We start from the raw sequence: 24945 nt of genomic DNA on the forward strand, positions 1-24945 counted from the left end.
CCGCTCACCAGGTGCCGTCGTCGCGGACCCGGGCGGGGGCGCGGCCGAGCAGCAGGGTGGTGAGAGCGGCGTCGATGTCGGCGCCGAGGAACCACTCGCCGGCCTGGTCGAGGGCGAAGACGCGGCCGTGCTCGTCGACCGCGAGGATGCTCTCCTGGCGTTCGCTGCCGAGCGGGAAGAGACGGGCGTCGATGAGCGCGCCGAAGTCGGCGAGAGAGTCGGCGGTGTGCGCGGCGCGCAGTGGGTTGGTGGTGAACCGGCTGATCCAGACCTCTGCCCCCGGGCCACGGCGTCGGCTCAAGACGGCCGGGAACGCGGTGAGTGCCGCCTCGGCGGCAGGAAAGGGCTCGTGCCGGTGATGCTGGCCCGCGATCTCCTTCGTCTCGGTCATCGCGCCCATCGCAAGTGCCTCGTTGAACATGCTGATCTGCCAGCCGCCGTCGATGAGGGCGTGGGCGACCTCGTCGGGGAACCGCCCGGGCTCGATGACCTCGCGCGGCTCCGGCCGCCACTCCTCCACGAAGGCGAGGTCGGGCCACGGCAGCACCGCGAACCGCACCAGGAACCTGACGCACGAGTCGCAGGGAAGATCCGCCTGTCCGCCCAACGGGTCGCCCGCCTCGCGGATGCGGAAGCTCTCGATCCGGCTGGTGCCGAGCAGGTCGCGGGCATCCTCGATGGACAAAGGGGGTAGGCCCTCGGTGGCGCGGCGGTGGTCGTGCTCGTACAGCGCGTCGGAGACGACGATCATCTCGGCGTGCCGCTCCCCACCGCGCACCAGATGCCCTGCGGGTAGGTCGTCCAGGTAGGACTGGACGAGCGGATGGTGGCGTACCTCGACGTCGCCCTTCGCGCCCTGCGCGACGTGTTGCCGGCCGTCGAGCGTGAGGTGCGCCGCCGCGCCGGGCGTGGGCAGGCGGGTCAGCTCACGCAGCAGTTGGGCGGCCGGATCGACGGTACGCGGCGGGCGCGGTTCGGCCGGACGTCGCTGCCGGTACATCCGCTCGACCGCCGTGGCCGGCACCCGCGGCCACGTGGACACCTCGCCGGTCTCCTTGTCGATCACGGTGGTCGGCAGGTCGCCGGGGAGCGCCCGCGCCTCGGTGGACACGACGGAGCTCACCACGTAGCCCAGGTCGAACTCCTCGACCTCCGGCGTGCAGGGAAAACCGAGGCGGTCGGAGTCCCGCCGGGCCCACACCGAGGCGATCTGCTCGGCCTGCTGTCGCTCGATCACCACCTGAAATTACCGGACCCCACGGATTTCGTGGCACCCGGTATGGTCGGCCCTACCCACGGTGACGGAAGGGGAGCGACGGTGGCCGAGAGTGCGGACCGGGATGCGAACCGTGCACTACGAGCGCGATTCGACGAGGTGTACGGCCAATACCAGCGCTTGCGGTCCGGTCTGGACGAACTCCAGACCAAGCTGGCCGGCCTGCGGGTCACCGAACGTTCTGACGACGGTCAGGTGACCGCGATCGTCGGCGCGCGAGGCGAGCTGATCAGCGTCGAGGTGAGCCCGGCGGCGTTCCACGACCGGGACGCCCGGGCGCTGAGCCGGAAGATCACCGAAACCGTGCTGCGCGCCTCCACCGCGGCGACCACCGCCACCCGTGAACTTGTGGCCGGCTACCTGCCGCCGGGCTCGCCGTCGGTCGAGTTCCTGCGTACCCATGACTTCGGCGCGCTGCTCGGCCGGGCCGACTCCGTGCTGGCCCGCGGCGAGTGAGAGGTGGCCGGGGGAGAGATCTGGCTGGACCCGGACCGGGCCCGCCGCGGCGGCGCCGACCTGGCGCTGTCGGGGCGGGCGGTGAGCGCGGCCCGGCGGGAGACCGGCGAGCCGATCGCCGCCGCGAGCGCCCAGCGGCCCTGGGGCCGCGACGACATCGGCGCCGCGTTCGACAAGCACTACCAGGGCTACGCCGAGACGCTGCTGCGCGCGTGGGAGCTTCTCGGCCGGTCACTGGAGGTGCTCGGGTCGGACGTCGTCCGCTCGGTCACGGCCACCGTGGAGACGGACCTGAGCAACGCCCGTGACCTCGGGACGATCCCGCAGCAAGGGCACAACCCCCATCGGCCCCGGCGCTGACCACCGGAGGACCCGCGCGTGAGCATGCTGCCCAGCCCGATCCCGCACCCGCTCGACTTCTCTCCGTGGGACCTGCCCGGCTGGATCTACGAGGCGCTCGACTGGGTGGTCGGCGTCGAATGGCCGGAGGGCGACGAGCGCGCCGTCTGGGACCTGGCCGACCAGTGGTACGGCGTGGCAGGCGTCCTGACCCGTCCGCGCGACGACGCGATCACCGCCGCCGGCGAGGTCAGGAGCGGGTACGGGGGAGTCGGCCTGGTCGCCGGCGCGTTCGACACGGCGTGGCACAAGCTCGCCGAAGGTGAGGACGCGCCGCTGCACGTCCTGGTCGCGGCGACCGACGAACTGGCGCGTCTGGTCGACTCCTGCGGCTGCGACATCGAGGGCGCGAAGCTGGAAGCCTGGATCGAGCTGGGCATCCTGGTCATCGAGTTGCTGTCCCTGGCCGTCGCCACAGTGCTCACCCTCGGCGCCGCCTCACCGGCGGCGGCCGCCGCGATCACCGCCACGCGGGTCGTGGTGCAGCAGATCTTCAAGCGGCTGGTGGCTCAGCTCGCCCGCAAGGCGGTCAAGCAGGGCCTCAAGGAGGCGGGCGAACGGGCCGCGAAGGAGGCAGCCAGGTCCGGTGCCCGCAAGCTGGCCCGGCGGGCCGCGATCGGCGGCGTGCTGGAGGCCGGTCAGGAAGCGGCCACCAGCCTCGGCACGCAGGCGTACCAGAACTCCACCGGCCGGCGGGACGGCCTCGACCTGACCGATGTGAGCACGTCGGCTCTCGGCGGATTCGCCGGCGGTGCGGTCGCGCCGCTGGCCGGGCTGGGCCGGCACGCCAACGGGCCGTTCGCGGAGATCGCCGAGCGGTTCGGGCGGGAGATGGGCGGGGAGACGCTCGCCGAGACCGCTGCGGGCCTGGCGACCGGCCAGGGGCCGTCGCTCGAGGATCTGGCGCGCGCCGCTGCCTCCGGCGCCAGCGGGTCCGCCACGAACCAGGCGGACTCGGCACTGCAACGACGCCTCGACGGGCAGCTGAGCGGGTTGACGGTGTCCCCGGTCGGCCTGGACGTGCCGGTCACCGCCGACCCCGTCGGGCTGATCCCGGCCCAGCGGGCCGCCGAGCCGATCGTCCACAGCGGCGGCGACACGATGGCGGGGGCCGTTCCCGCGACACCCTCACACGTCACGCCCCAAGCCGCCGGTCCGCACCCGCTCGCCGTGGACCTGCCCCGCCCGGCGCCGGATCCCACGACGACGCCGCCGCTCGACGATGTCGTCCCGCACGACGTGGCACGTCCGACCGCCACCACGAGCCCCACGTTGTCCTCGGTGATCACGGACGCGCCCGTCGCCACGCCCCCGTCGACCGCCCCTGGAGTTCACAACGGTGTCGGTCCGGTGACGTCGCCGATCGACCACCCCACGCCGTCCTCGACCAACCCGATCCAGGCGGCAGCCTCACCGACGACACTCCCTACACCACCTGCCGACCACGCGCGGGTCGCGGCGCCACCAACGGCGGACCGCGCCGCTCCCTTCAGCAACGGAGTTCAGGCAGGACCGCCTCCGGTCTCGCCGGTCCATCCGCAGGCGGGGCCGCATCCGGGAGCGCCGGCCGTCGGGCCCGAGCCCCGACCGGGGCCGAACACCCGTTTTCCGCTGCTGGAATCCTTGGCTCCGCATCGCCCTCCTACCGACTCCCCGGGGCCCCACCCGGGCCCGCCCCATGTCCAGGCGTGGCCCCGTGAGACCGCCGAGCAGCGCGCCGCGCGGCTGAAGGCCGATCGGGAAGGTCTGGACCGGCGGCGCTACCAGGGCTATCTGCAGTCCCAGCGTGCCTTGCACGAGGAGAACAGACGAGAGGCGCAGATCAAGGAGCTGCGTGATCTCGCCGAACAGCATTACGAGGCGGCGCGTTGGCTCCTCATGCAGGCCCACGAACTGCGCCAAGCCGGGCGGCACGAGCTCGCCGACAGGCACGTGTGGGAGGGCCGGCGGCGAGAACGCCTGCATTACCGAGCCGTCGATGAGGTGGAGGCCGTCCGTGCCGGCCAGCGTCTGCCGCAGGAGGTGATGATCGAGGACGACCTCGACTTCTACCGCATCAACGACGACGTGGCGGACCTGGCCGTCGGCGCGGTGGAGACGGCCGACCACTCCGCGCTCACCGGTCACGGGCACCCCGAGCCGATCGACAGGTCCCGGCCCTACGGCCGCCGGGGAGGGCTCCGGCCTCCGCTGGCGCTGCACCAGACCGACCTCGAACGGCAGATGCCCCGCAACCCCGACGGCAGCGTGACCCGTACCGCCGATCCCCGGCGCGGCAGATGGTTCCGCCTCGCGAACGACGGCGGACCGGCGGCCGACGCGACCCGGGGGATCAACTGCCTCGACTGCACGCTGTCGCTGTTCGAGACCTGGGTTCACGGACGGCCGCGCGTCGCGGCGCCGCGTACGTTCGACGGCTACCTGAACGGCGACGTGAACCGGCCGGTGGGCGGGGAGGCGGACGGGCCGCTGCGCGTCGAGCAGACGACCGGCGGCCGGTTCCAGAACCTCTGTCCGCCGGACCGGCCCGGTGTCACCGGCCGGGAGCGCCAGCTGTTGGTGGACGGCGGTTACCGGGACCTGTACGCGCAGCTCGCGTCGGGCGGCCACGGCAGTTACGCGTTCCTCATCACCCGCTTCGAGGGCGGCGGATCGCACGCGTGGGTGGCGTTGAACCAGAACGGCACGATCCTCTTCCTCGACCCGCAGACGGGCGAGGTGGCGGACCGGCCGATCTACCACCACAGCGGCCGTCCGGCCCGCGGCAACGTGGTCGGCGTCGACGCTCTGGTGCTCGGCCCCGGCGGCCGGCCGATGCCGCTCGCCGACCGCCCACCCGGCACCTACAACGTCCTGCCCGAGCCGCTGCCCCGCCCGGCGCCGCCACGGCCGCCGGCCCCGCCGCCGATCGCCGACGGTCCCGTCCCGGACTTCAACCACGTCCACCTGCTCGGCGAGTCCACGACCATCCACCGCCGCGCCGACGGACCGATGCCGGGCGGTGCGCCGCCCGTCGAGCCGGAACCCGACCGGGTACGCGAGGACCACCGGCAGGCACACGCCAACCGGATCGCGGCCGGGCTCTACGTGCGCGACGCGCTGGCGGAGAGCGGGAACCTCGACGCCGCCTTCGCCGCCGGCGTGACGCCCGTCGAGTTGGCGCAACACGTCGACGTGCCGACGTTGCGGCGGCTCGTACCGGGGCTGAACGAGAGCGGTGCGGCCGACCTCACCCGGTTGTTCGCCGACCCGCGCGTGCAGCGGATGCTCGACCAGAGCTGGGAGGCGCCGCCGCGACGCGAGGAGTTGCTGGCCGAGAGGTTGGTGCGGCAGCTCGCGGAGCGGCCCGAGCTGGTCCGGATGATCCTGTCGACCCCGGAACTCGCCAACTCGCTCACCGCCCGGCCGCTGACCCTGCACCACCTGGCCGGCCACCAGCAGGCCATCGACGTACTCGGCGAAGTCATCGACGACATCGCGGTCCGCGGGGTCGATGCGGTCATGTCGCATGAACCATTGACGCCTCAACCGACGCCCATCACTCACGAGCAGCGTCGACTTGTCGATTCGGTCGCATCCCGCCGTCAGTCGAGACTGCAACCTGGGTTTGATGAAAGTCGACGTCATGATGAGGTCTACCGCCTTGCATACGTGGACCGGCTGTATGCGGATGCGGTGGTCGCCCAGCAGGAGCTGAACAGGCTTGCCATCAAACTGGCTGCACACGGCGGCACACCCGGCTGGCGGACCGAGCCCAAGAGCCGAGAGCGTGTCCTCGACAAGCTGGAAGGCGAGTACGAAAATGACGCGTCCCAGCTCAAGGACTTGGCCGGCGCCAAAGTGCAGTTCGGCAGCATCGATGCGGTTTACCAGGCGCTCGGCCGTCTGGCAGCCGACCCGGAGGTCGTGATTCTGCACATCAAGGATCGTTTCCTCAATCCGCAGGGGAGTGGTTATCGGGACCTACTGCTGAACCTCCGGACGTCCAACGGCCACGTGGGAGAGCTTCGGCTGCACCTGGTGTCGCTCGATGACATCGCAGAGTGGGAGCATTCGTTGTACGAGGTTCGGCGCGACCTCAGCGCGGCGGCAGAGATCGAGGGCAGGTCGTTGACACCGGGCGAACGTGCGATTCGGGACGGACTCCTCCGGCGAGTGCAGAACGCTTACTGGGGCAAGGTGCAAGAGAGTCTTGGAGAGGAGCCACCGCGGTGAGTCAGGTAGAGGGCTTGCGGCTGCCGAAGTTCTTTGATTACTTCGGGTCCCCTCTGAAGCTCGTAGCCACCGCCGACGGCGGCATGGCGGGCTGGCGGCTCTCCAAGGACACGGGGGGCTGGCGGGAGGCCAACAATCTCGTCGACAAGGTGCTTTTCGTCGGCGGCGACGAGATCAATCAGATCTCACCGGATGAGTTCGTACAACTCACTGAGCACGAGCGAGGTCGCTATCTGAGTGGCGACGGGCCGATCTTCGCGCTCTACGAAACCGTCCGGGCGATAGAGGACACGCTCCAGCAGGAACGCCGGTACCCGACGCCGCAGGAGCAGGCACTGATCCGGGGCGTCCGGCGGCGGACCTTTGTGATGTTCGAGGAGCAGCTCCAGCAGGCCGGTGACCCCGCCGCCGACCCCACCATCGCCTCCGCCGCCTCCTGAAAGCGGCCCGGAACGCCATGCCCTCCACCGACGGCACACCCGTGCCCTACGTGCCGCCCGCCGACGTGGCGGAGGCGCGACGCGTACAGGAGGAGTTGCGGTCCCGGGTGGACCTGGTCGGGCCCGGTCCTGCCGCGCCCACGACGGTGGCCGGCTTGGACGTGGCGTACGCGCAGGACGGTGATCTGCTCGCGGCGGCCGTCACGGTCCTCGACGCGGCCACCCTCGATGTGGTGGACGAGGCGGTGTGTGTGGGGCGGCCCGCCTTCCCGTACGTGCCGGGGCTGTTCGCGTTCCGCGAGATGCCGGCGTTGCTCGCCGCGCTGGACCGGCTCACGGTCCGTCCCGAGCTGCTGGTCTGTGACGGGCACGGGCTGGCGCACCCGCGCCGGTTCGGGCTGGCCTGCCATCTGGGCCTGGTGACCGGGCTGCCGACGATCGGGGTGGGCAAGACGCCGCTCGTCGGCTCGTGGACGGGGCCCGGTCCCGCGCGTGGTGACAGTGCCGACCTGTGCGACGGCGGCGAGGTGGTCGGGCGGGTACTGCGGACTCAGGACGGTGTCCGGCCGGTCTTCGTGAGCGTCGGGCACCGGATGGGGTTGGACGACGCGGTGGAGCGGGTACTGGCTCTGACGCCCCGGTACCGGCTGCCGGAGACCACCCGTACGGCCGACCGGCTGTGCCGGCGGGCGCTCGCCGATGCAGGCGCGTCGGGCGGTGACCTGGGCGGGCGGTGATCGCGTGGCGCTGCACACATGTGGCGTGCTCGATGCGCGGGCGCCCGGAGGGGCCGGTAGTAACCTGACCGGCGGATCCGGTCCGGACGCAACGGTGAGGTGGAGATGTCGGCAGGGCGGCACGCGGCGCGGTGGGCCATTGTCGGCGCGCTGCTGGGTGGCCTGATCGCCGTCCCGGCGTCACCGGCGTCGGCCCGGGACGACCGGGTGGGACTGCGCGCGGCGAAGAGCTTCACCGCCGGTGGGCCGCCCGGGACGGTGGCGGTCGAGGTGCGCAAGCGGACGGACGGCTGCGTGCAGTTGCGTACCGCGGTCGGGCTCCGGCTGGAGGGCCTGCGGGCCGACCAGGTCCGGGTGCAGGTGGCGTCCGGCGGCCGATGGGTGCCGGTGCAGGTCTCCGGGGACGGCGGCGCCGTCGCCACCGCCGCGGTGGCGCCTGTCGACCGGCCGTTGTGCAAGGGCAAGGGCGTCACCGTGCGTTACCGGGTGTCCTTCCTTGCCGGGGCCGTCGGCGGCCGGCTGGAGCTGGCCGCCGAGGCGAGCGCCGCGAACGGCGACGTGCTCGGCCGGGCCGGCGGGTCGGCCCGGCTGGTGGGCGCGGCGACGCCGAGCCCCACCCCGTCCCGTAAGCCCTCGCCGACGCCCAGCGCGAGCGAGACCACGGCGGCCGAGGCGACCGACACGTCGCCGGTCGCCGCCGCCGTCGCCCCGGCCACCGCCGCGGCCGACGACTCGTCGTTCGGAGGTTCCATGATCATGTGGTTCGGTATCGGGCTGGTGCTGGTCGGCGCCGCCCTCATCGTCCTGCTGCTGCGCCGCAACCGCGCCGACCGCAGCGGTGGTGGCGCGGACACCGGCCTCCCGCCGGTCCCGCTGCCGCGCAGCACCACCACCTACCGCTCCGGCACGCCCGGGCCGGCCCCCACGGTGTACGGGGGCACGACGCCGCCCCGCCCGGCCGGCAACGTGTACGGCGCGCCCGCGTCCGCCCCGGCGCCACCGGCCCCGCCCGCCGGGGACGCGACGAGCGTCTTGCCCCGCTTGCCGGACTGAGCCGGAACCCGACCCGCTCCCGGGGTTACGGTGACGGTGGGTGGTCATGCCGTGACCCGGCAGCCGCCACCTGCCCGACCGGAGGACGGAACACCGGGGCCGAACGGGGCCCGGTGCCGGGGCCGCTCGGCCGATAAGATCGCGTGCGCCGATCGGCACCGCCGACCGGTGAGACCGCATACGTGGAAGGAGCCGCGCCGTGGCCCTGGACCCGCAGTTGCTCGACATCCTCGCCTGCCCGGACACGCACCACGCCCCGCTCGACTACGACGCGCAGGCGCAGACGCTCACCTGCACCGAGTGCGGTCGCATCTTCGAGGTCCGGGACGACGTCCCGGTGCTCCTGCTGGACGAGGCGCGTGGTGGACCCGCCGCCGACGACGCGCGGGGCGGGTCGTCGCGGTGATGGAGGGTACGGCCGGGGTCAGCGGCCACCGGCACGCGGACGAGACCCTGCTGGACGACGCGGCGCAGCTCTCCGAGCGGGATCCGGGCGGGATGCTCCGGTTCACCGCGTCCGCCGGCGCGCAGGTGCGCGAGTCGGCGGCGCTGGCCGCCGAGGCGAATTTGACGGTGCTCGCCGACGACGGACGACCCCGCGCGGTGGTCATCGCGGGCATCGGCACCGCCGGGCGTACCGGTGACGTGCTGGCCACCGTCGCCGGGCCGCGCTGCCCGGTGCCGGTCATCCCGCACCGCAGCGCCGGCGTGCCGGGCTGGGTGGGCGCGGCGGACGTGGTCATCGCGGTGAGCGCGTCCGGTCGCAGCCCGGAGGCGCTGGGCGCGGCCGAGGCGGCGCACCGGCGCGGCGCCCGGCTGGTCGCCGTCGGCGCGCCCGACTCGCAGCTCCAGTCCGTGGCGGAGCGGGCCCGGGCGCCGTTCATCCCGGTGCCCCGGCGCGCGCCGGCCCGGGCGAGCCTCTGGGCGCTCACCGTGCCGGTTCTGCTGGCCGCCCGTACCCTCGGGCTCGTGAAGGTCAACGAGGCGGATCTGGCCGAGACAGCGGCCCGGTTGGACGCCGACGCCGATCGATGCCGGCCGACCGCCGAGTCCTTCGTCAACCCGGCGAAGTCGCTGGCGCTGGGCCTGTCCGGTTCGATCCCGATCGTGTGGGGTTCGTCCCCGCTGGCCACCGTGGCCGCCCGGCGGTTCGGTGACACGTTGTCCGCGAACGCCCGCTACCCGGTGGTCGCCGGTGCGCTGGGCGAGGCGGGCCGGGGCCGCGTCGGCCTGCTCGACGGGGTGTTCGGCGGCCTGGCCGAGGGCGAGCGGGACATCTTCGCCGACCCGGGCGACGACGAGCCCGACGGCACGCGGCTGCGGCTGGTGCTGCTGCGCGACGGCGGGCTCAACGCCGACGACGACACCGACGAGCCGCTGGCGGTCGAGGAGCGCCGCGCGGACGCGGTGCAGACGCTCGCCGAGCGGCGCGGGGTGCGCTGCGACGTGGTGACCGCCGAGGGCGGCTCCGCGCTGGAGCGGCTCGCGTCGCTGGTGGCGGTGCCCGACTTCGCCTCGATCTACCTCGCCTTGGCACATGGGCTGGACCCGATGGCGGTACCGGCCATCACGGAGATGAAGGAGCTGGCTAACCAGTGACCACACGGGGCATCGGGCGAGGCGGGGAATGAGCGCAAACGGGGGCACCAAGGCGATCGTCGCCGCCCTGGCGGCGAACCTCGGCATCGCCGTCACCAAGTTCATCGCGTTCGCCCTCACCGGCTCGTCGTCGATGCTGGCCGAGTCGATCCACTCGGTGGCCGACTCGGGTAACCAGGGCCTGCTGCTGATCGGCGGCCGGCGGGCCAAGCGGCAGGCCACGCCGCAGCACCCGTTCGGGTACGGCCGGGAGCGCTACATCTACGCCTTCATCGTGGCGATCGTGCTGTTCAGCATCGGTGGCCTGTTCGCGCTCTACGAGGCGTACCACAAGGCGTCCGACCCGCACCCGATCGAGAACTGGCAGTGGGTGCCGGTGGCGGTGCTCGTGGCGGCGATCGTGATGGAGAGCTTCTCCTTCCGTACCGCCATCAAGGAGTCGAACCTGGTCCGGGGCAACCAGACCTGGGTCCGGTTCATCCGTCGCGCCAAGGCGCCGGAGCTGCCTGTGGTCCTGCTGGAGGACTTCGGCGCCCTGGTCGGTCTGGTGTTCGCGCTGTTCGGTGTCGGCATGACGCTGATCACCGGCAACGGCATGTGGGACGCCGCGGGCACCGCGATGATCGGCGTGCTGCTGGTGATCATCGCGATCACGCTGGCGATCGAGACCAAGAGCCTGCTGCTCGGCGAGGGCGCCGAGCAGAGCGAGCTGGACAAGATCGAGCAGGCCGTGACGAACGGTCCCGAGGTCGAGCGGATCATCCACATGAAGACGCTCTACCTCGGCCCGGAGGAGCTGATGGTGGCCGCGAAGATCGCGGTGCCGGCCTGGGAGACCGCCCACGACCTGGCCCGCGACATCAACGCCGTCGAGGCGCGGATCCGGCGTGAGGTGCCGACCGCGCGGGTGATCTACCTGGAGCCGGACATCTACTCGCCCGCCGCCGAGCAGGCCGGCACCGGGCAGGCGGCGGACACCGCCGTCCCGGAGGCCGTGACCACCGGTGGGACGCACGCGGCCGACGAGGTCGCCGGGCGGCCCGGGAGCTGACCGATGGAGTTGTTGCAGGGCCGGATCCGTGACTACGCCTGGGGCTCGCGCACCGCGATCGCCGAGTTGCAGGGGCGGCCGGTGCCGAGCAACGGGCCGGAGGCGGAGCTGTGGCTGGGCGCCCACCCGGGCGCCCCGGCCACTGTGCAGCGCGACGGCCGGCCGGTCAGCCTCACCGATCTGCTGGTGGCCGAGCCGGGCCACTGGCTGGGTGAGCGGCTGGTCGGCCGGTTCGGCACCCGGCTGCCGTTCCTGCTGAAGGTGCTCGCCGCCGACTCGCCGCTGAGTCTCCAGGCGCATCCGGACGCCGAGCAGGCCCGAGCCGGGCACGCCGCCGACGTGGGGCGGGTCAACTACGTGGACCCGTACCACAAGCCGGAGCTGCTGGTGGCGCTCTCCGAGTTCGATGCGCTGTGCGGCTTCCGCGACCCCGGGGAGTCGGCGGAGGCGATCGCCGCGTTCGGCGTACCCGCGCTGGAACCTGTGGTGGCGGCGTTGCGGGACGGGCCGGCGGGGCTGCGGGAGGCGGTCCGCCTGCTGTTGAGCTGGCCGCAGGCGGAGCGCGCCGGGCTGGTGGCGGCCGTGCTGGCGGCGGCGCAGGCCGGGCCGGCCTCGGCGGACGCCGAACTGGTCCGCACGCTGGCGGCCGGCTATCCGGCCGACCCGGGCGTGGTGGTGGCGTTGCTGCTGCACCATGTCCGGCTGGCGCCCGGCGAGGGCATCTGGATGCCGGCCGGGAACCTGCACGCCTACCTGCGCGGCACCGGCGTGGAGATCATGGCGGCCAGCGACAACGTGCTGCGCGGCGGGTTCACCGCGAAGCGGGTCGACGTGGACGAGTTGCTGCGGGTGCTCCGGTTCGAGGTGCTGACCCGGCCGGTACTGCGGCCGGAGCAGGTGGAGCCGGGCGTGCTGACCTGGCCGGTGCCGGTGGAGGACTTCGCGCTGCACCGGGTCGAAGTGGCCGCCGGGGCGGCTGGTGTGCGGCTGACGCTGCCCGGGCCGCGGGTGGTGCTCTGCCGGGCCGGGAAGCTGACCGTCGACGACGGCGTGGGGTCGGTGACGCTGGACGCGGGTCAGGCCGCTGTGGGTACGGCGGCCGGTGGCCCGCTGGCGCTGAGCGGGGCGGGCGAGGCGTTCGTCGCCACTTGCGGCATGCACTGACCCCGGACAAGTCCGACTTTCCCGAAATGGCTTGACGGCCACCTTGCGTGGTGTGACTCTATGGGTACGCAGCGTTGTCGCGACGAAGGTCCGGTGACGTGCGGGGGAACCAAACCGGGGGGATGCGCGGGGCGGCCGGACCGTGAGTGGGAGAGTCCGCTCACGACCGACCGCCCCGTGCGCTGTCCGCCGACCGGCCGATTGCGCGGTCGGCCAACCGGGCACGGGTCGAGTGGCCCGCGAGCGTAAGGTGGAAGGCTGCGCACCACCATCGTTCGACAGGAGCTTCCATGACCAGCACCCTCCCGGCGGCCTCCAGCGGCGCGTCGTCGCAGGCCCGGCCGAGCACCCTCGCCGAGGGCGACTACAAGGTGGCGGATCTGTCGCTCGCCGCGTTCGGGCGCAAGGAGATCCGGCTCGCCGAGCACGAGATGCCCGGCCTGATGGCGATCCGGCGCGAGTTCGCCGAGGCCCAGCCGCTGGCCGGCGCCCGCATCACCGGTTCGCTGCACATGACCGTCCAGACCGCCGTCCTGATCGAGACCCTGGTCGCGCTCGGCGCGCAGGTCCGCTGGGCGTCCTGCAACATCTTCTCCACCCAGGACCACGCCGCCGCGGCGATCGTGGTCGGCCCCGAGGGCACCCCGGAGGCCCCTGCGGGCGTGCCGGTCTACGCCTGGAAGGGCGAGACGCTGCCGGAATACTGGTGGTGCACCGAGCAGGTGCTGGCGTGGCCGGACGGGCAGGGCCCGAACATGATCCTCGACGACGGCGGCGACGCCACCCTGCTCGTCCACAAGGGCGCCGAGTTCGAGAAGGCCGGCGTCGTGCCGCCGGTCGAGTCCGCCGACTCCGAGGAGTACGCGGTCATCCTCGAACTGCTGCACCGCTCGCTGGCCGAGGACGGCCGGCGCTGGACCCGGATCGCCGCCGGCATCAAGGGCGTCACCGAGGAGACCACCACCGGCGTGCACCGGCTCTACGAGATGCACCGCGCCGGCACGCTGCTCTTCCCGGCCATCAACGTCAACGACTCGGTGACCAAGAGCAAGTTCGACAACAAGTACGGCTGCCGCCACTCGCTCATCGACGGCATCAACCGCGCCACCGACGTGCTGATCGGCGGCAAGATGGCCGTCGTCATGGGCTACGGCGACGTGGGCAAGGGCTGCGCCGAGTCGCTGCGCGGTCAGGGCGCCCGGGTCGTGGTGACCGAGGTCGACCCGATCTGCGCGCTGCAGGCGGCGATGGACGGCTACCAGGTCGCCACGCTCGACGACGTGGTGGAGCAGGCCGATATCTTCATCACCGCGACCGGCTGCTTCGACGTCATCACCAACGAGCACATGGCCCGGATGAAGCACCAGGCCATCGTGGGCAACATCGGCCACTTCGACAACGAGATCGACATGGCCGGCCTGGCCAAGCGCAGCGACGTGACCCGGGAGAACATCAAGCCGCAGGTCGACGTGTGGCGCTTCGACGACGGCCACGCCATCATCGTGCTGTCCGAGGGCCGCCTGCTGAACCTGGGCAACGCCACCGGCCACCCGAGCTTCGTGATGTCGAACTCGTTCGCCAACCAGACGATCGCCCAGATCGAGCTGTTCACCAAGACCGACGAATACCCGATCGGCGTCTACGTGCTGCCCAAGCACCTGGACGAGAAGGTCGCCCGGCTGCACCTGGACGCGCTCGGCGCGAAGCTGACCACGCTCACCAAGGAGCAGGCCGCCTACCTGGGCGTCTCCCCGGAGGGCCCGTTCAAGCCGGACCACTACCGCTACTGAGTTCCACGCTCCCTGAGGGACCGGGGTCTGCCGCGCGGCCGACCCCGGTCCCTTTTCGCGTACGGGGGAAGGCCGTCAGGTGACGAACCGGGTGACGTTACCCGGATCAGCTTGACGTTTGCTGTGAACAGGAGCAAGGTATGCCTGCCCTAACTCAGCGACGACGGAGTGCCTGATGTTCGCCACGTACCTGATCGGCCTGCGCGAGGGCCTGGAAGCGACGCTCGTGGTCAGCATCCTCGTCGCCTTCCTGGTCAAGTCGCAGCGCCGGGACCGGCTGCCGCAGGTGTGGGCCGGCGTCGGCCTGGCCGTGGCGCTCTCCGTCGGCTTCGGCTCGCTGATCCAGTACACCTCCACCTCGCTGCTGCGCACCTCCGAGTCGCGCGAGCTGTTCGAGGCGGTCACGTCGGTCGCCGCCGTGGTGTTCGTGACCTGGATGATCTTCTGGATGCGCCGGGCCGCCCGCACCATCGCCGGTGAACTGCGCGGCAAGCTCACCGACGCGCTCGCCGTCGGCTCCCTGGCCGTGGCCGGCATGGCGTTCCTCGCCGTGATCCGCGAGGGCCTGGAGACGGCGCTCATCTTCTACGCCGCCGCCGAGAGCGCGGCCGGCGGCACCGGGCCCGGCTCGCTGCTCGCCCTGGCCGGCGGCATCGCCACCGCCGTCGTGATCGGCTTCCTGCTCTACCGCAGTGCGGTACGGATCAACCTCAGCCGGTTCTTCACCTGGACCGGCGCGCTGCTCATCCTGGTCGCCGCCGGCATCCTCAAGTACGGCGTGCACGACTTCCAGGAGGCGGGCGTGCTGCCCGGCCTGAACGACCTGGCCTTCGACATCTCGAACACGCTCGACCCGGGCTCCTGGTACGGCGCGCTGCTCGCCGGCATGTTCAACGTCACCGCCGCGCCGACGGTGCTGGAACTGGTCGCCTGGGTCGCGTACGCGGTGCCGGTGCTCGTGCTCTTCCTGCGCAAGCCGGCCAAGCCCGCTCAGCCCGCTCAGCCCGCTCAGCCGTCCCGGTCCGCCGAGCCGGTCCCCCCGGCCGCCGCGCCCGCAGCCGACACGTCCGACGCGCCGGCCGACGTCGCCGCCGTTCCGTCCCCCCGCGCCTGAACCACCCGCTCCCGAGGAGACCCCGCACGATGCGTACCACTCGACTCGTCGCGCCCGCCGCCGCCGGGCTGCTCGCCGTCGCCGGACTGACCGGCTGCGGGGGCGGTGACGACGCCGACGCCACGAACGGCGGGCCGATCGCCGTCAAGGCCACCGACACCGTCTGCGAGGTCGGCGACACCGAGATCGACGCCGGTCAGGTCACGTTCAAGGTGACGAACAACGGCTCCAAGGTCAACGAGTTCTACGTCTACGCGGCAGGTGACCGGGTGATGGGCGAGGTGGAGAACATCGCCCCCGGGCTCAGCCGCGAGCTGCGGGTCGAGCTGACCGCCGGCACGTACGAGACGGCCTGCAAGCCGGGGATGAGCGGCCGGGGCATCCGGGGCGCGCTGAAGGTCTCCGGCACCGCCGCGACCGTCGCCCCCGACGCCGCGCTGACCCAGGCCACCGAGAGCTACCAGCGGTACGTGCGCAGCCAGACCGCCGCGCTGCTGACCAAGACCGAGGAGTTCGTGGCCGCGGTCAAGGCGAACGACGTGGCGAAGGCCAAGGCGCTGTACCCGGTGGCCCGCACCTACTGGGAGCGGATCGAGCCGGTCGCGGAGAGCTTCGGCGACCTCGACCCGAAGATCGACGGCCGCGAGGAGGTGGTCGAGGAGGGCATGGAGTTCACCGGCTTCCACCGGATCGAAAAGGACCTCTGGACCACCGGGGACGTGAGCAAGGACGGCGCGATCGCCGACCGGCTGCTGGTCGACGTGAAGGCGATCGTCGCCAAGGCGGACGCCGAGAAGCTCACCCCGCTCCAGCTCGCCAACGGCGCCAAGGCGCTGCTCGACGAGGTCGCCAGCGGCAAGATCACCGGCGAGGAGGAGCGCTACTCGCACACCGACCTCTGGGACTTCAACGCCAACCTGGAGGGCTCCAAGGCGGCCATCGCCGCGCTGCGACCGGCCCTGGAGCAGCGCGCGCCCGACCTGGTCAAGCAGCTCGACAGCGAGTTCGCGAACGTGGAGACCACACTCGGCAGGCACCGGGCCGGCGACGGCTGGAAGCTGCACACCCAGCTCGGCAAGGACGAGCTGAAGGAGTTGTCGGACGCGGTCAACGCGCTGGCCGAGCCGGTCAGCAAGGTCGCGGCGGCAGTCGCGCGATGACCGGTCCGGCCGGCGGTGACGCGACGAGCGAGCCGAACCGCGAGCGGACCGGCCGCGGCCTGTCCCGGCGCCGGGCGATGACCCTGGCCGGCGTCGGCGTGGCAGGCGTCGCCGGGGTGGCGGGTGGCGCGGGCGCGCTGCTCGCCGGCGGGAACGAGGCATCAGCCACCGGATCCGCCGCCGGGTCGGTGCCGTTCCTCGGCGAGCACCAGGCCGGCATCACCACCCCGGCCCAGGACCGGGTGCACTTCGTCGCGTTCGACGTGGTCACCAAGGACCGGGACCGCCTCGTCGCCATGCTCCAGGAGTGGACCGCCGCCGCGGCCCGGATGACCGCCGGCAAGGACGCCGGGGTGATCGGCGCGGTCGGCGGCATGCCCGAGGCCCCGCCGGACGACACCGGCGAGGCGCTCGGACTGCCCCCGTCGCAGCTCACCCTCACCGTGGGCTTCGGGCCGACGCTGTTCCGCGACGCGCAGGGCCGGGACCGTTTCGGCATCGCCGCGCGCCGCCCGGCCGCGCTCGCCGACCTGCCGCACTTCGCCGGGGACGCGCTCAAGCCGGAGCTGTCCGGCGGCGACCTCTGCGTCCAGGCCTGCGCCAACGACCCGCAGGTGGCGGTGCACGCCATCCGCAACCTGGCCCGAATCGGCATGGGCGTGGTGAGCGTCCGCTGGTCGCAGCTCGGCTTCGGGCGTACCTCGTCGACGTCCCGGGACCAGGCCACCCCGCGCAACCTGTTCGGCTTCAAGGACGGCACCGCCAACCTCAAGGCCGAGGACGCCGGCCTGCTCCGCGACCAGCTCTGGGTGCAGCCCGGCGACGGTCCGGACTGGATGACCGGCGGCTCCTACCTGGTCACCCGGAAGATCCGGATGCTGATCGAGACGTGGGACCGCAGCCCGCTCGCCGAGCAGGAGATGATCGTCGGCCGGACCAAGGGCAGCGGCGCGCCGCTGGGCCGCCGGGACGAGTTCGACGAGCCGGACTTCGCCGCGAAGGGCGACGACGGGGCGCCGCTCATCGCCGACACCGCGCACGTACGACTTGCTCACCCGGACGCGAACGGCGGGGCCCGGCTGCTGCGCCGCGGCTACAACTTCGTGGACGGCTCGGACGGGCTGGGCCGGCTCGACGCCGGTCTGTTCTTCATCGCCTACCAGCGGGATCCGCGCCGGCAGTTCGTGCCGATCCAGACCCGGTTGGCGCGCAACGACGCGATGAACGAATACCTGCGGCACGTCTCCAGCGGCCTGTTCGCCTGCCCGCCCGGCGTAAGCGACGCCGCCGACTGGTGGGGGCGGGCGCTGTTCGCCTGAGCCCGGCTCAGCGGCGTACCGGATCGGGGCCGGCGTCCGGCACGGCGGACCGCAACCGGCCGTCAACCGGCGCGGCCGGACGCAGGGCGGCCGGCGCGACGGCGTGCGGTACGGCGGCCGACGCCGGGACCAGCTCCGGCCAGAGCGTGGCGGCGACCGCCCGGGCCCGGCCCAGCCGCAGCGCCGCCCGGCGCCCCCGCTCGGCCAGGACGGCGGACAGGTAGACCCAGTCCGGCGCGGCCCACGGCGGAGGCGGCGAGGTGACCGCGGCGACCTCCGCCCACAGCGCCCGGCCCAGCCGGAAACGGTCCGGCTCGGCCAGCTGGGGGAGCCGGTCCAGGTACTGCCGGACGGCCAGCGCCAGCCCGTCGTCGAACCGGGTCAGGTCGAGGGTGGCCGCCCAGGCCAGCAGCGGCGGCGGGGCCGGTGGCAGCGGCCGCCACAGCGTGGCGCCCCGGCTGTGCACCACGAGCGTGCCGGCGACCAGGTCACCCAGCCGGCGACCGCGCGGGTCGGTGAGCATCACCGTGACGCTCGCGACCCAGCTCAGCAGCGGCAGCACCAGCCCGGGCCACTCCACCGCCACGCCCACGAGCGCTCGGGTCAGCGACTGGCCCACACCCACCGGGCCGCCGTCGGCGCGTACCACCCGCAGCCCCACTGCCAGCTTGCCCACGGTCCGGCCACCGGCGAAGCGTTCCATCGTCACCGGATAACCGAGCAGGACCAGCACCATCAGCACGACCTGGAGCGCGCCGGCCAGCGCCAGGTCGAGGGAGTCACCGAGCAGCGCGAGCGCCGCCATCGCCAGCACCGCGCCGAGCACCAGGAACAGCGCGACCTGGATCACGGCGTCGATCAGCAGGGCGAGCACGCGGGAGCCCAGCCGGGCCACCCGGACGTCCAGCTCCACCGCCTCGCCGCTGACCAGACCGGCGTCGCCCCAACGGGGCGGTGGGGGAGGTTGCGCGCGCACCCCGACAGTGAACACCATGGACGCCGAACGGGGGAGGGTGAGTGGATCTCGACGCGTACGTGGCCGAGCACGGCGCCGAATGGCGGCGGCTGGAACACCTGACCGGGCGGCGTCGGCTCGACGCGGCAGAGGTCGACGAGCTGGTGGCGCTCTACCAGCGCAGCGCCACGCACCTCTCCGCGCTGCGTGCCCGGGCGCCCGAACCGGCGCTGGTGAACCGGCTGTCCCACCTGGTCCTCGCGGCCCGCGCCCGGGTCACCGGCCGGCCCCGGCCGTCGTGGGCGGCGGTGGGCCGGTTCCTGGCCGCCGACCTGCCCGCCGCGCTCTACCGGGCGTGGCCGTGGTGGTGCGGCGTGGCCACCGCGTTCAGCGTGCTGAGCGTCTTCCTCATCTGGTTCGTCGCCGGCAACCCCGACACCGCCGCCGCGTTCGTCGGCGACGAGGAGGCCCGGCAGCTCGTCGACTCCGGTTTCGCCGGCTACTACTCCGAGTTCTCCGCGCCCACGTTCGCGTTCCGCCTGTGGACGCACAACGCCTGGTTGGCCGCCCAGTGCCTGGCCGCCGGTGTGCTCGTGGTGCCGGTGTTCTGGCTGCTGTGGCAGAACGCGCTGAACATCGGCGTGGTCGGCGGCGTGATGATCGCCTACGGGCGGGCCGACGTCTTCTTCGGCATGATCACCCCGCACGGGCTGCTGGAGCTGACCGGCATCTTCGTCGCCGCCGGGGTCGGCCTGCGGACCGCGTGGGCCTGGATCGCCCCGCCCGCGCACCTCGGACGCGGCCGGGCTCTCGCCGAGGCGGGACGGCTCGCCGCCGTGGTCGCGGCCGGCCTGGTCGGCGTCTTCGCCGTCTCCGCGGTGATCGAGGCGTTCGTGACCCCGGCGCCGGTGCCGATCCCGCTGCGGGTGGCAGCGGGCGCCGCGGTGTGGCTGGCCTTCCTGGCGTACGCGCTGGTGCTCGGCCGGCGCGCGGTCAGAGCCGGCCGAGGGACTTGAGCCGCAGATAGGTGTCGGCGACGGCCGGGGCGAGCCGGTGCCCCGGCACGTCCACCACCGTCACGCCGTAGCGCGACAGGGCGGCGCGTACCCGGTCCCGCTCGGCCAGCGCCCGCCACGCCGACGCGGCCGCGTACGGGTCGTCCGGGCCGGTCGGGGTGGCGGTGGCGAGCCCGGTCAGCACCGGGTCGCCGGCCGCGGCGAGCACCACCCGGTGCCGGGTGGCCAGCCGGGGCAGCACCGGCAGCAGCCCGTCGCCGATCGCGCCCGCCTCCAGCGCGGTGAACAGCACCACCAGGCTGCGCTGCCGCTCCCGGCGCAGCACCTCGGCGGCGATCAGCTCGAAGTCGGTCTCGACCAGCGCGGGCTGCAACGGCGCCACCGCGTCGACCAGCCGGGCGAGCAGTGCCGCGCGGCCGCTGCCGGTCACCCGGGCCCGGATCTCGGTGTCCGCCGCCAGCAGGTCCACCCGGTCACCGGCGCGGGCGGCCAGCGCGGTGAGCAGCAGCGCCGCGTCGATGGCGGTGTCCAGCCGGGGCTCGTCACCGAGGCGTACCGCCGACGTGCGGCCGGTGTCCAGGACGCAGACCAGGCGCCGGTCCCGTTCCGGGCGCCAGGTGCGCACCAGCACGTCGGCGCGGCGGGCGCTGCCCCGCCAGTCGATCGAGCGGACGTCGTCGCCCACCGCGTACTCGCGCAACGTGTCGAACTCGGTGCCGTGGCCGCGCCCCCGGGTCACCTGCACGCCGTCGATGACCCGCAGCCGGGACAGCTTCTCCGGCAGGTGCCGGCGGGAGTCGAAGCGGGGCAGCACCCGCAGCGTCCACTGCGGCGTCGCGGGCTGCTCGGCGTGCTGCCTCGCGCCCAGGCGCATCGGCCCGAGCGACCGTACGGTCAGCGCCACCGCCGGGCGGTCGCCGCGCCGGGTCGGGGTGAGCCGGACCGGCAGCGTGGCGGCGCCACCGGGCGGCACGGTGAGCAGGCGGTCCGGCGGCACGTCCGGGCGCGCCCCGGCCGACGGCACCCACGCGTCGCGTACCTGGGCGTAGAGCGTGCGTGCGGTCGGGTTGGCCAGGTGCAGCGTGACGGTCGCGGTGCCACCGAGGCGGACCGTCCGCTCCCCGGAGCGGGTCACCGTGAGCGCGTCCGGCGGCACCGCCATCGCCCGGTCGAGCAGCACCAGCAGCAGCACCGCCGCGGTCAGTACGGCGACGCCGAGGAACGGCGCCGGCCAGGCCGGCAGGGTCAGCGCGCCCACGCCGAGCAGCAGACCCGCCCGCCAGGTCATCGCGGGGTCGGCACGGTGGCCAGCACCGAGTCCAGCACGGCGTCCGCTGTGACGCCCTCCAGTTCCACCTCCGGGCGCGGGCGCAGCCGGTGCCGCAGCGTCGGGCGGGCGACCGCCTTGACGTCGTCCGGGGTGACGTGGTCGCGGCCGGCCAGCCAGGACCACGCCTTGGCCGCGTTCAGCAGCGCGGTGGCACCACGCGGGGACGCGCCCAGCTCCAGCGCCGGGGCGGCCCGGGTGCCCCGGCACAGGTCCACGATGTAGCCGAGCACCGGCTCGGCCACGTGCACCCCCCGCACCTCCGCGCGGGCGGCGGCCAGGTCCGCGGAACCCGCGACCGGGCGTACGCCGGCGGCACGCAGGTCGCGCGGGTCGAAACCGGCGTGGTGTGCGCGCAGCACGCCCAGTTCCTCCTCGCGCTCCGGCAGCGGCACCGTCAGCTTGAGCAGGAAGCGGTCGAGCTGCGCCTCGGGCAGCGGGTAGGTGCCCTCGTACTCGACCGGGTTCTGGGTGGCCACGACGATGAACGGGTCGGGCAGCGGACGGCGCTCGCCCTCGACGGACACCTGTCGCTCCTCCATCACCTCCAGCAGCGCCGACTGCGTCTTCGGCGGGGTCCGGTTGATCTCGTCGGCGAGCAGCAGGTTGGTGAAGACCGGCCCCTCCCGGAACGTGAACGCGGCGGTGCGCTGGTCGAAGATCAGCGAGCCGGTGACGTCGCCGGGCATCAGGTCGGGGGTGAACTGCACCCGCTTGGCGTCCAGGTCGAGCGCGGCGGCAAGCGTCCGGACCAGCAGCGTCTTGGCCACCCCCGGTACGCCCTCCAGCAGCACGTGCCCCCGGCAGAGCAACGCGATCACCAGGCCGGTGACCACGGCGTCCTGCCCGACGACGGCCTTCGCCACCTCGGCACGCAGCCGGTGCAGGGCGGCGCGGGCGCCGGACGGTGCGGTGGTCGTGACGGGTCCGGTCACCGGGTGTCTCCTTCGCTCGGATGCGGGGCCAGGGTACGGGTCAGGGCGTCCAGGTCGCGGGCCAGCTCCAGCAGCTCGCGGTCCTTCTCCGGGGCGGGGCCGTAGAGCAGGTCGGCCATCCGTTCCGGGTCGGCGCCGACGCGCTCGGCGACCCGGGCGGCCACCTCGTCGTCGGGCGTGTCCGGGGGCAGGTTGAGCCGGGTCACGAGCCGGTCCAGGGCGGCGGCGCGCAGCGTCGCGGCGACGGTGTCCCGGGCGCCCGCCCGGCGGTAGAGCCGCGCCCGGCCGCGTACCGTCTCGGCGGACCGGACGGTGACCGGCAGCGGCTCCGACACCGGCGGCCCGAGCCGGCGGGCCCGCCACAGCACCACGAGCAGGCCGGCCAGGGCGAGCTGCACCAGGAGGGCCCAGAACCAGAGCGGGAAGGCACCCCAGAGCGGGTTCTCCCGCGGCGGGTCGGCGCGGTCGGGCGGATCGGGCCGCTCCGACCGGCCGCTGCCGGCCGGTGCGGGCCGGTCGGTGACCGGATCCGGGGACCAGCTCGGGCCGGTCGGGGCCGGCACCGGCTCGGGCAGGTCGAGCCAGACCAGCGGGCGTCCGCCGCCGAGCAGGCCGGTGGCGAGGGCCTCGTTGCCCCACTCGCCGATCCGGTCGTTGCGGAACGGGTCGCTCGCGCCGGCCAGCACCACCTCGACCCGGCCGGGGACGCGCAGCAGCGCGCCGCCGTAGCAGTGGTCGACCTCGGCCGGCCCGTCATAGCGCTGCAGGTCGATCGCGGCGGTGCCGGCCCGTACCGCCTCGGGCAGCCGGCACGGCGTGCCGTCGGCGTCCGGCGGCACCGCCCGGGCGGCCCAGCGCCCGCCGGCCGGCACGACCGGAGTGTCCAGTTCGGCGAGCACCCGCCGGGACGGCTCGACCAGCACCAGCCGGCTACCCGGCGGCAGGGTGGTCAGCTCGTCGAGCCGGTCGGGGTGCACCAGAGCGGGCGCGGGCACGAACAGCGTGCTCGGCTCGGCCCCGGCGGTACGCAGCGCCGCCGTCAGGTCCGTCTCCCGGCGCACCGGCACGCCCTGGGCGCGCAGCGCCTCCGCGAGCCTGCTGGCGCCGTCGTCGTCGGTGGCGACCGGGGACAGGAAGCCCGGCTCGTCGGCGTCGGGCCGGTCGATCGCGTGCAGCACGAGCGTGGTCACGATCAGCAGCACGGCGAGCCCGAGCGGGACGAGCAACCGGTACGGCCGCCGACGCGACGCAACGGCGGCCGCCGTCGCGGTCTCCGGTACGGCTGTGGCGGTCACCGCGGCTCCTCCCCGGTCAGCTCGCGACTCAGGTCGGTGGCGAGTTCACGCATCCGCCGGTCGTGCGCGGCGGTGGCGGGACGCTGGGCGTACCAGAGGTCGGAGAAGATCGCTCCGGCCGCGTGCAGCGTCGGCCCGACCTGCGGCCGGGTGCGGGCCGCCGCCTCGGTCAGCTCCACGACGGTGAGCCCGGGGCGGGGTTCCACCACCTGCCGGACGACCAGGAGCCGGACCATCTCGCGCAGCCGTTCCCGGACCGCCTCGGCGTACCGGCCCTCGGCCGCCAGCCGGTCGGCCGGCCCGGGACCGGCCGCCGCCGGTTCCGGCAGCCGGGGCGCGGGCAGGCGGACGGCCGGCGGATCGGTGCGCGGCCGGCGGACACGCCGCCGCCGGAACCGGGGCAGCCGCAGCCGGGGCAGGCGGGGGCGCCGCAGCCGGGGCAGCGTGAACCGGGGCAGCCGGCGTGGCACCCAGGCCGGGAAGAAGTGCCAGGCCAGCGCCACCAGCAGCGCGACCGCCAGCAGGATCAGCGCGGCCAGTGGCAGCGGCACCACGTCACCGAGGGCCGCCACCGTCTCGGTCCACCACCGGCTCACCGGTGTGCCGCCAGCAGGACGGGCTCGGGCACGCCGGCCGGCGCGCGGGACAGCCGGATGTCCAGCCCTTCGGTGCGGACCCGGGTCTCCAGGTGCAGCACCGCGTCCAGGCAGGCGAGCGCCGGGTACGCGAGCGCGTTGACAGCGGTGAAGGCGGCGACCGTCAACGGCAGCGCCCAGACCGACACGTCGAACAGGCCCAGCATGCCGAGACCCTGGTATACGCCCAGCCCGATGCCGAGCCGGATCAGCCACCAGCCGAGGTAGCCCAGCAGCCGGATCGCGGCGCCCCGGGCGCTGACCCGGCCGGCCAGGCGTACCGCCCGCCAGGGCGCCAGGTGCGCCGGCACCCCGTCCAGCACCAGCACCGGCACCACCAGGCCGAGCAGCGCGTACGCCGGGAACCAGCCCGGCCCGGTCAGAGCGGCGGCCGTGACGGTCAGCCCGACCAGGACGGCGGCCGGCAGCGCCACGCCGAGCCGGGCGCCGCGCAGCAACTCGGCCGGCCGCGGACGGCGCCCCAGCAGCGCTGCCCCGGCGCCGCGCGCCGCCGGGGCGCCGAGCAGCGCGACGATCGCCGCCTCGGTGCCCGCGCCGGCCGCCAGCAGCAGCCAGTACTCCGGGAGGGTGTCGCCGAACTCCACCGGCCACCAGTACGGCGGTTCGGTCTCGGCGAGCATGCGCAGCGGGTGGAGCACCGCCTGTTCGGCGAGGGCGAGCAGCAGGGCGAGCGGCACGAGCACCCGGGCCTGGTCGCGCAGCAGCAGCACTGCTGCGTCGAGCAGCTCGCCGACGGTCAGCGGACGGCGCGGCAGCACCGCGGTCGGGCCGGCGTCGGGCACGCGTACTCCTGGGCGGGGGCGAGCGGAGGTGGCGGGCGGGGCGACGCCCGGGGGATCATGGTTGCACGGCGGGTCCGCATCCGGTGGACCCGTCCGCTCCGGCGCGCCACGCTGGGCGGCCACGCCGACTTGCTGTGGTGCGCGGGGCCGCCCGGCGCTACGGTGCCGTGGAGACGCCGAACACTCCAGACGAACGGGGATGGAAC

General features: G+C 73.9%; 22 protein-coding genes. 15 read left to right on the top strand and 7 right to left on the bottom strand.

Going from position 1 to position 24945, the window contains the following annotated elements; translation table 11 throughout:
* Positions 1-4: 4 nt before the first annotated feature.
* Complete coding sequence (locus O7546_RS03355; RefSeq protein WP_281600436.1) at positions 5-1237, bottom strand: YwqJ-related putative deaminase; 1233 nt, start codon at positions 1235-1237, stop codon at positions 5-7.
* A 159-nt stretch (positions 1238-1396) separates the two neighbouring features.
* On the opposite strand from O7546_RS03355, the gene O7546_RS03360 reads away from it, so the two are divergent.
* The 14 genes from O7546_RS03360 to efeB all read left to right on the top strand — a co-directional run bounded on the left by O7546_RS03360 (position 1397) and on the right by efeB (position 17773).
* Positions 1397-1732 (top strand): YbaB/EbfC family nucleoid-associated protein, encoded by a 336-nt coding sequence (locus O7546_RS03360; RefSeq protein WP_269696168.1) that lies wholly within the window; start codon positions 1397-1399, stop codon positions 1730-1732.
* Positions 1733-1735: 3 nt separating this feature from the next.
* On the top strand, positions 1736-2092 hold the full coding sequence (locus O7546_RS03365) for a hypothetical protein (RefSeq protein WP_135243437.1): 357 nt from the start codon (positions 1736-1738) through the stop codon (positions 2090-2092).
* 24 nt (positions 2093-2116) lie between these two features.
* Positions 2117-6346: a toxin glutamine deamidase domain-containing protein gene (locus O7546_RS03370; protein WP_281601136.1), complete on the top strand. Its 4230-nt coding sequence runs from the start codon at positions 2117-2119 to the stop codon at positions 6344-6346.
* A complete protein-coding gene (locus tag O7546_RS03375) occupies positions 6343-6786 on the top strand; it encodes a hypothetical protein (protein ID WP_281600437.1) in 444 nt (147 codons plus the stop codon). The genes O7546_RS03370 and O7546_RS03375 overlap by 4 nt, the downstream gene beginning before the upstream one ends.
* A 17-nt stretch (positions 6787-6803) precedes the next feature.
* Positions 6804-7523 (top strand): deoxyribonuclease V, encoded by a 720-nt coding sequence (gene nfi / locus O7546_RS03380; RefSeq protein WP_194798475.1) that lies wholly within the window; start codon positions 6804-6806, stop codon positions 7521-7523.
* Positions 7524-7628: 105 nt separating this feature from the next.
* On the top strand, positions 7629-8576 hold the full coding sequence (locus tag O7546_RS03385) for a hypothetical protein (protein WP_194798474.1): 948 nt from the start codon (positions 7629-7631) through the stop codon (positions 8574-8576).
* 199 nt (positions 8577-8775) lie between these two features.
* The gene (locus O7546_RS03390) at positions 8776-8982 is read left to right on the top strand and encodes a Trm112 family protein (protein WP_013284195.1); all 207 of its coding nucleotides are present in this window, start codon (positions 8776-8778) and stop codon (positions 8980-8982) included.
* Positions 8979-10175, top strand: coding sequence for an SIS domain-containing protein (locus tag O7546_RS03395; protein ID WP_194798473.1), 1197 nt, complete (start codon positions 8979-8981; stop codon positions 10173-10175). The genes O7546_RS03390 and O7546_RS03395 overlap by 4 nt, the downstream gene beginning before the upstream one ends.
* A 28-nt stretch (positions 10176-10203) precedes the next feature.
* Positions 10204-11226: a cation diffusion facilitator family transporter gene (locus tag O7546_RS03400; protein WP_194798472.1), complete on the top strand. Its 1023-nt coding sequence runs from the start codon at positions 10204-10206 to the stop codon at positions 11224-11226.
* A 3-nt stretch (positions 11227-11229) separates the two neighbouring features.
* Positions 11230-12390, top strand: coding sequence for a mannose-6-phosphate isomerase, class I (manA, locus tag O7546_RS03405; RefSeq protein ID WP_194798471.1), 1161 nt, complete (start codon positions 11230-11232; stop codon positions 12388-12390).
* 290 nt (positions 12391-12680) lie between these two features.
* Positions 12681-14180, top strand: coding sequence for an adenosylhomocysteinase (ahcY, locus tag O7546_RS03410; RefSeq protein ID WP_194798470.1), 1500 nt, complete (start codon positions 12681-12683; stop codon positions 14178-14180).
* A gap of 175 nt (positions 14181-14355) precedes the next feature.
* Positions 14356-15294 carry an iron uptake transporter permease EfeU gene (gene efeU / locus O7546_RS03415; protein ID WP_281600438.1) on the top strand — a complete coding sequence of 313 codons (939 nt, stop codon included), beginning with the start codon at positions 14356-14358 and terminating at the stop codon, positions 15292-15294.
* 29 nt (positions 15295-15323) lie between these two features.
* Positions 15324-16454 carry an iron uptake system protein EfeO gene (gene efeO, locus O7546_RS03420; RefSeq protein WP_194798468.1) on the top strand — a complete coding sequence of 377 codons (1131 nt, stop codon included), beginning with the start codon at positions 15324-15326 and terminating at the stop codon, positions 16452-16454.
* A complete protein-coding gene (gene efeB, locus O7546_RS03425) occupies positions 16451-17773 on the top strand; it encodes an iron uptake transporter deferrochelatase/peroxidase subunit (protein WP_194798467.1) in 1323 nt (440 codons plus the stop codon). Before efeO ends, efeB begins: the two co-directional genes overlap by 4 nt.
* A gap of 7 nt (positions 17774-17780) precedes the next feature.
* On the opposite strand, the gene O7546_RS03430 is transcribed toward efeB, so the two are convergent.
* Positions 17781-18749, bottom strand: coding sequence for an RDD family protein (locus O7546_RS03430; RefSeq protein WP_269696170.1), 969 nt, complete (start codon positions 18747-18749; stop codon positions 17781-17783).
* A 41-nt stretch (positions 18750-18790) separates the two neighbouring features.
* Here O7546_RS03430 and O7546_RS03435 point away from each other — a divergent pair, with 41 nt between their 5' ends.
* A complete protein-coding gene (locus O7546_RS03435; protein ID WP_194798465.1) occupies positions 18791-19744 on the top strand; it encodes a stage II sporulation protein M in 954 nt (317 codons plus the stop codon).
* Here O7546_RS03435 and O7546_RS03440 read toward each other — a convergent pair.
* Genes O7546_RS03440 through O7546_RS03460 form a run of 5 tightly spaced genes read right to left on the bottom strand, consistent with a single transcriptional unit; the run spans position 19722 to position 24739 of the window.
* Entirely contained in the window at positions 19722-21032 is a 1311-nt protein-coding gene (locus O7546_RS03440; protein WP_194798464.1) for a DUF58 domain-containing protein, read from the bottom strand. The two genes, O7546_RS03435 and O7546_RS03440, sit on opposite strands and share 23 nt — an antisense overlap.
* Positions 21029-22006, bottom strand: a complete 978-nt coding sequence (locus O7546_RS03445) for a MoxR family ATPase (protein ID WP_194798463.1) — start codon at positions 22004-22006, stop codon at positions 21029-21031. The genes O7546_RS03440 and O7546_RS03445 overlap by 4 nt, the downstream gene beginning before the upstream one ends.
* Entirely contained in the window at positions 22003-23301 is a 1299-nt protein-coding gene (locus tag O7546_RS03450; RefSeq protein ID WP_194798462.1) for a DUF4350 domain-containing protein, read from the bottom strand. Before O7546_RS03450 ends, O7546_RS03445 begins: the two co-directional genes overlap by 4 nt.
* Positions 23298-23897: a DUF4129 domain-containing protein gene (locus tag O7546_RS03455; RefSeq protein WP_194798461.1), complete on the bottom strand. Its 600-nt coding sequence runs from the start codon at positions 23895-23897 to the stop codon at positions 23298-23300. Before O7546_RS03455 ends, O7546_RS03450 begins: the two co-directional genes overlap by 4 nt.
* Complete coding sequence (locus O7546_RS03460; RefSeq protein ID WP_194798460.1) at positions 23894-24739, bottom strand: hypothetical protein; 846 nt, start codon at positions 24737-24739, stop codon at positions 23894-23896. The genes O7546_RS03455 and O7546_RS03460 overlap by 4 nt, the downstream gene beginning before the upstream one ends.
* Positions 24740-24945 lie beyond the last annotated feature (206 nt).

It is taken from the genome of Micromonospora sp. WMMA1976 (genome assembly GCF_027497335.1).
Classification (GTDB): domain Bacteria; phylum Actinomycetota; class Actinomycetes; order Mycobacteriales; family Micromonosporaceae; genus Micromonospora; species Micromonospora aurantiaca.

Bases quoted from the DNA above. Each gene is read 5' to 3' on its own strand.
- O7546_RS03370 (WP_281601136.1), top strand. From the start codon at position 2,117: ATGCTGCCCAGCCCGATCCCGCACCCGCTCGACTTCTCTCCGTGGGAC.
- nfi (WP_194798475.1), top strand. From the start codon at position 6,804: ATGCCCTCCACCGACGGCACACCCGTGCCCTACGTGCCGCCCGCCGAC.
- O7546_RS03385 (WP_194798474.1), top strand. From the start codon at position 7,629: ATGTCGGCAGGGCGGCACGCGGCGCGGTGGGCCATTGTCGGCGCGCTG.
- O7546_RS03400 (WP_194798472.1), top strand. From the start codon at position 10,204: ATGAGCGCAAACGGGGGCACCAAGGCGATCGTCGCCGCCCTGGCGGCG.
- manA (WP_194798471.1), top strand. From the start codon at position 11,230: ATGGAGTTGTTGCAGGGCCGGATCCGTGACTACGCCTGGGGCTCGCGC.
- ahcY (WP_194798470.1), top strand. From the start codon at position 12,681: ATGACCAGCACCCTCCCGGCGGCCTCCAGCGGCGCGTCGTCGCAGGCC.
- efeU (WP_281600438.1), top strand. From the start codon at position 14,356: ATGTTCGCCACGTACCTGATCGGCCTGCGCGAGGGCCTGGAAGCGACG.
- efeO (WP_194798468.1), top strand. From the start codon at position 15,324: ATGCGTACCACTCGACTCGTCGCGCCCGCCGCCGCCGGGCTGCTCGCC.
- efeB (WP_194798467.1), top strand. From the start codon at position 16,451: ATGACCGGTCCGGCCGGCGGTGACGCGACGAGCGAGCCGAACCGCGAG.
- O7546_RS03440 (WP_194798464.1), bottom strand. From the start codon at position 21,032: ATGACCTGGCGGGCGGGTCTGCTGCTCGGCGTGGGCGCGCTGACCCTG.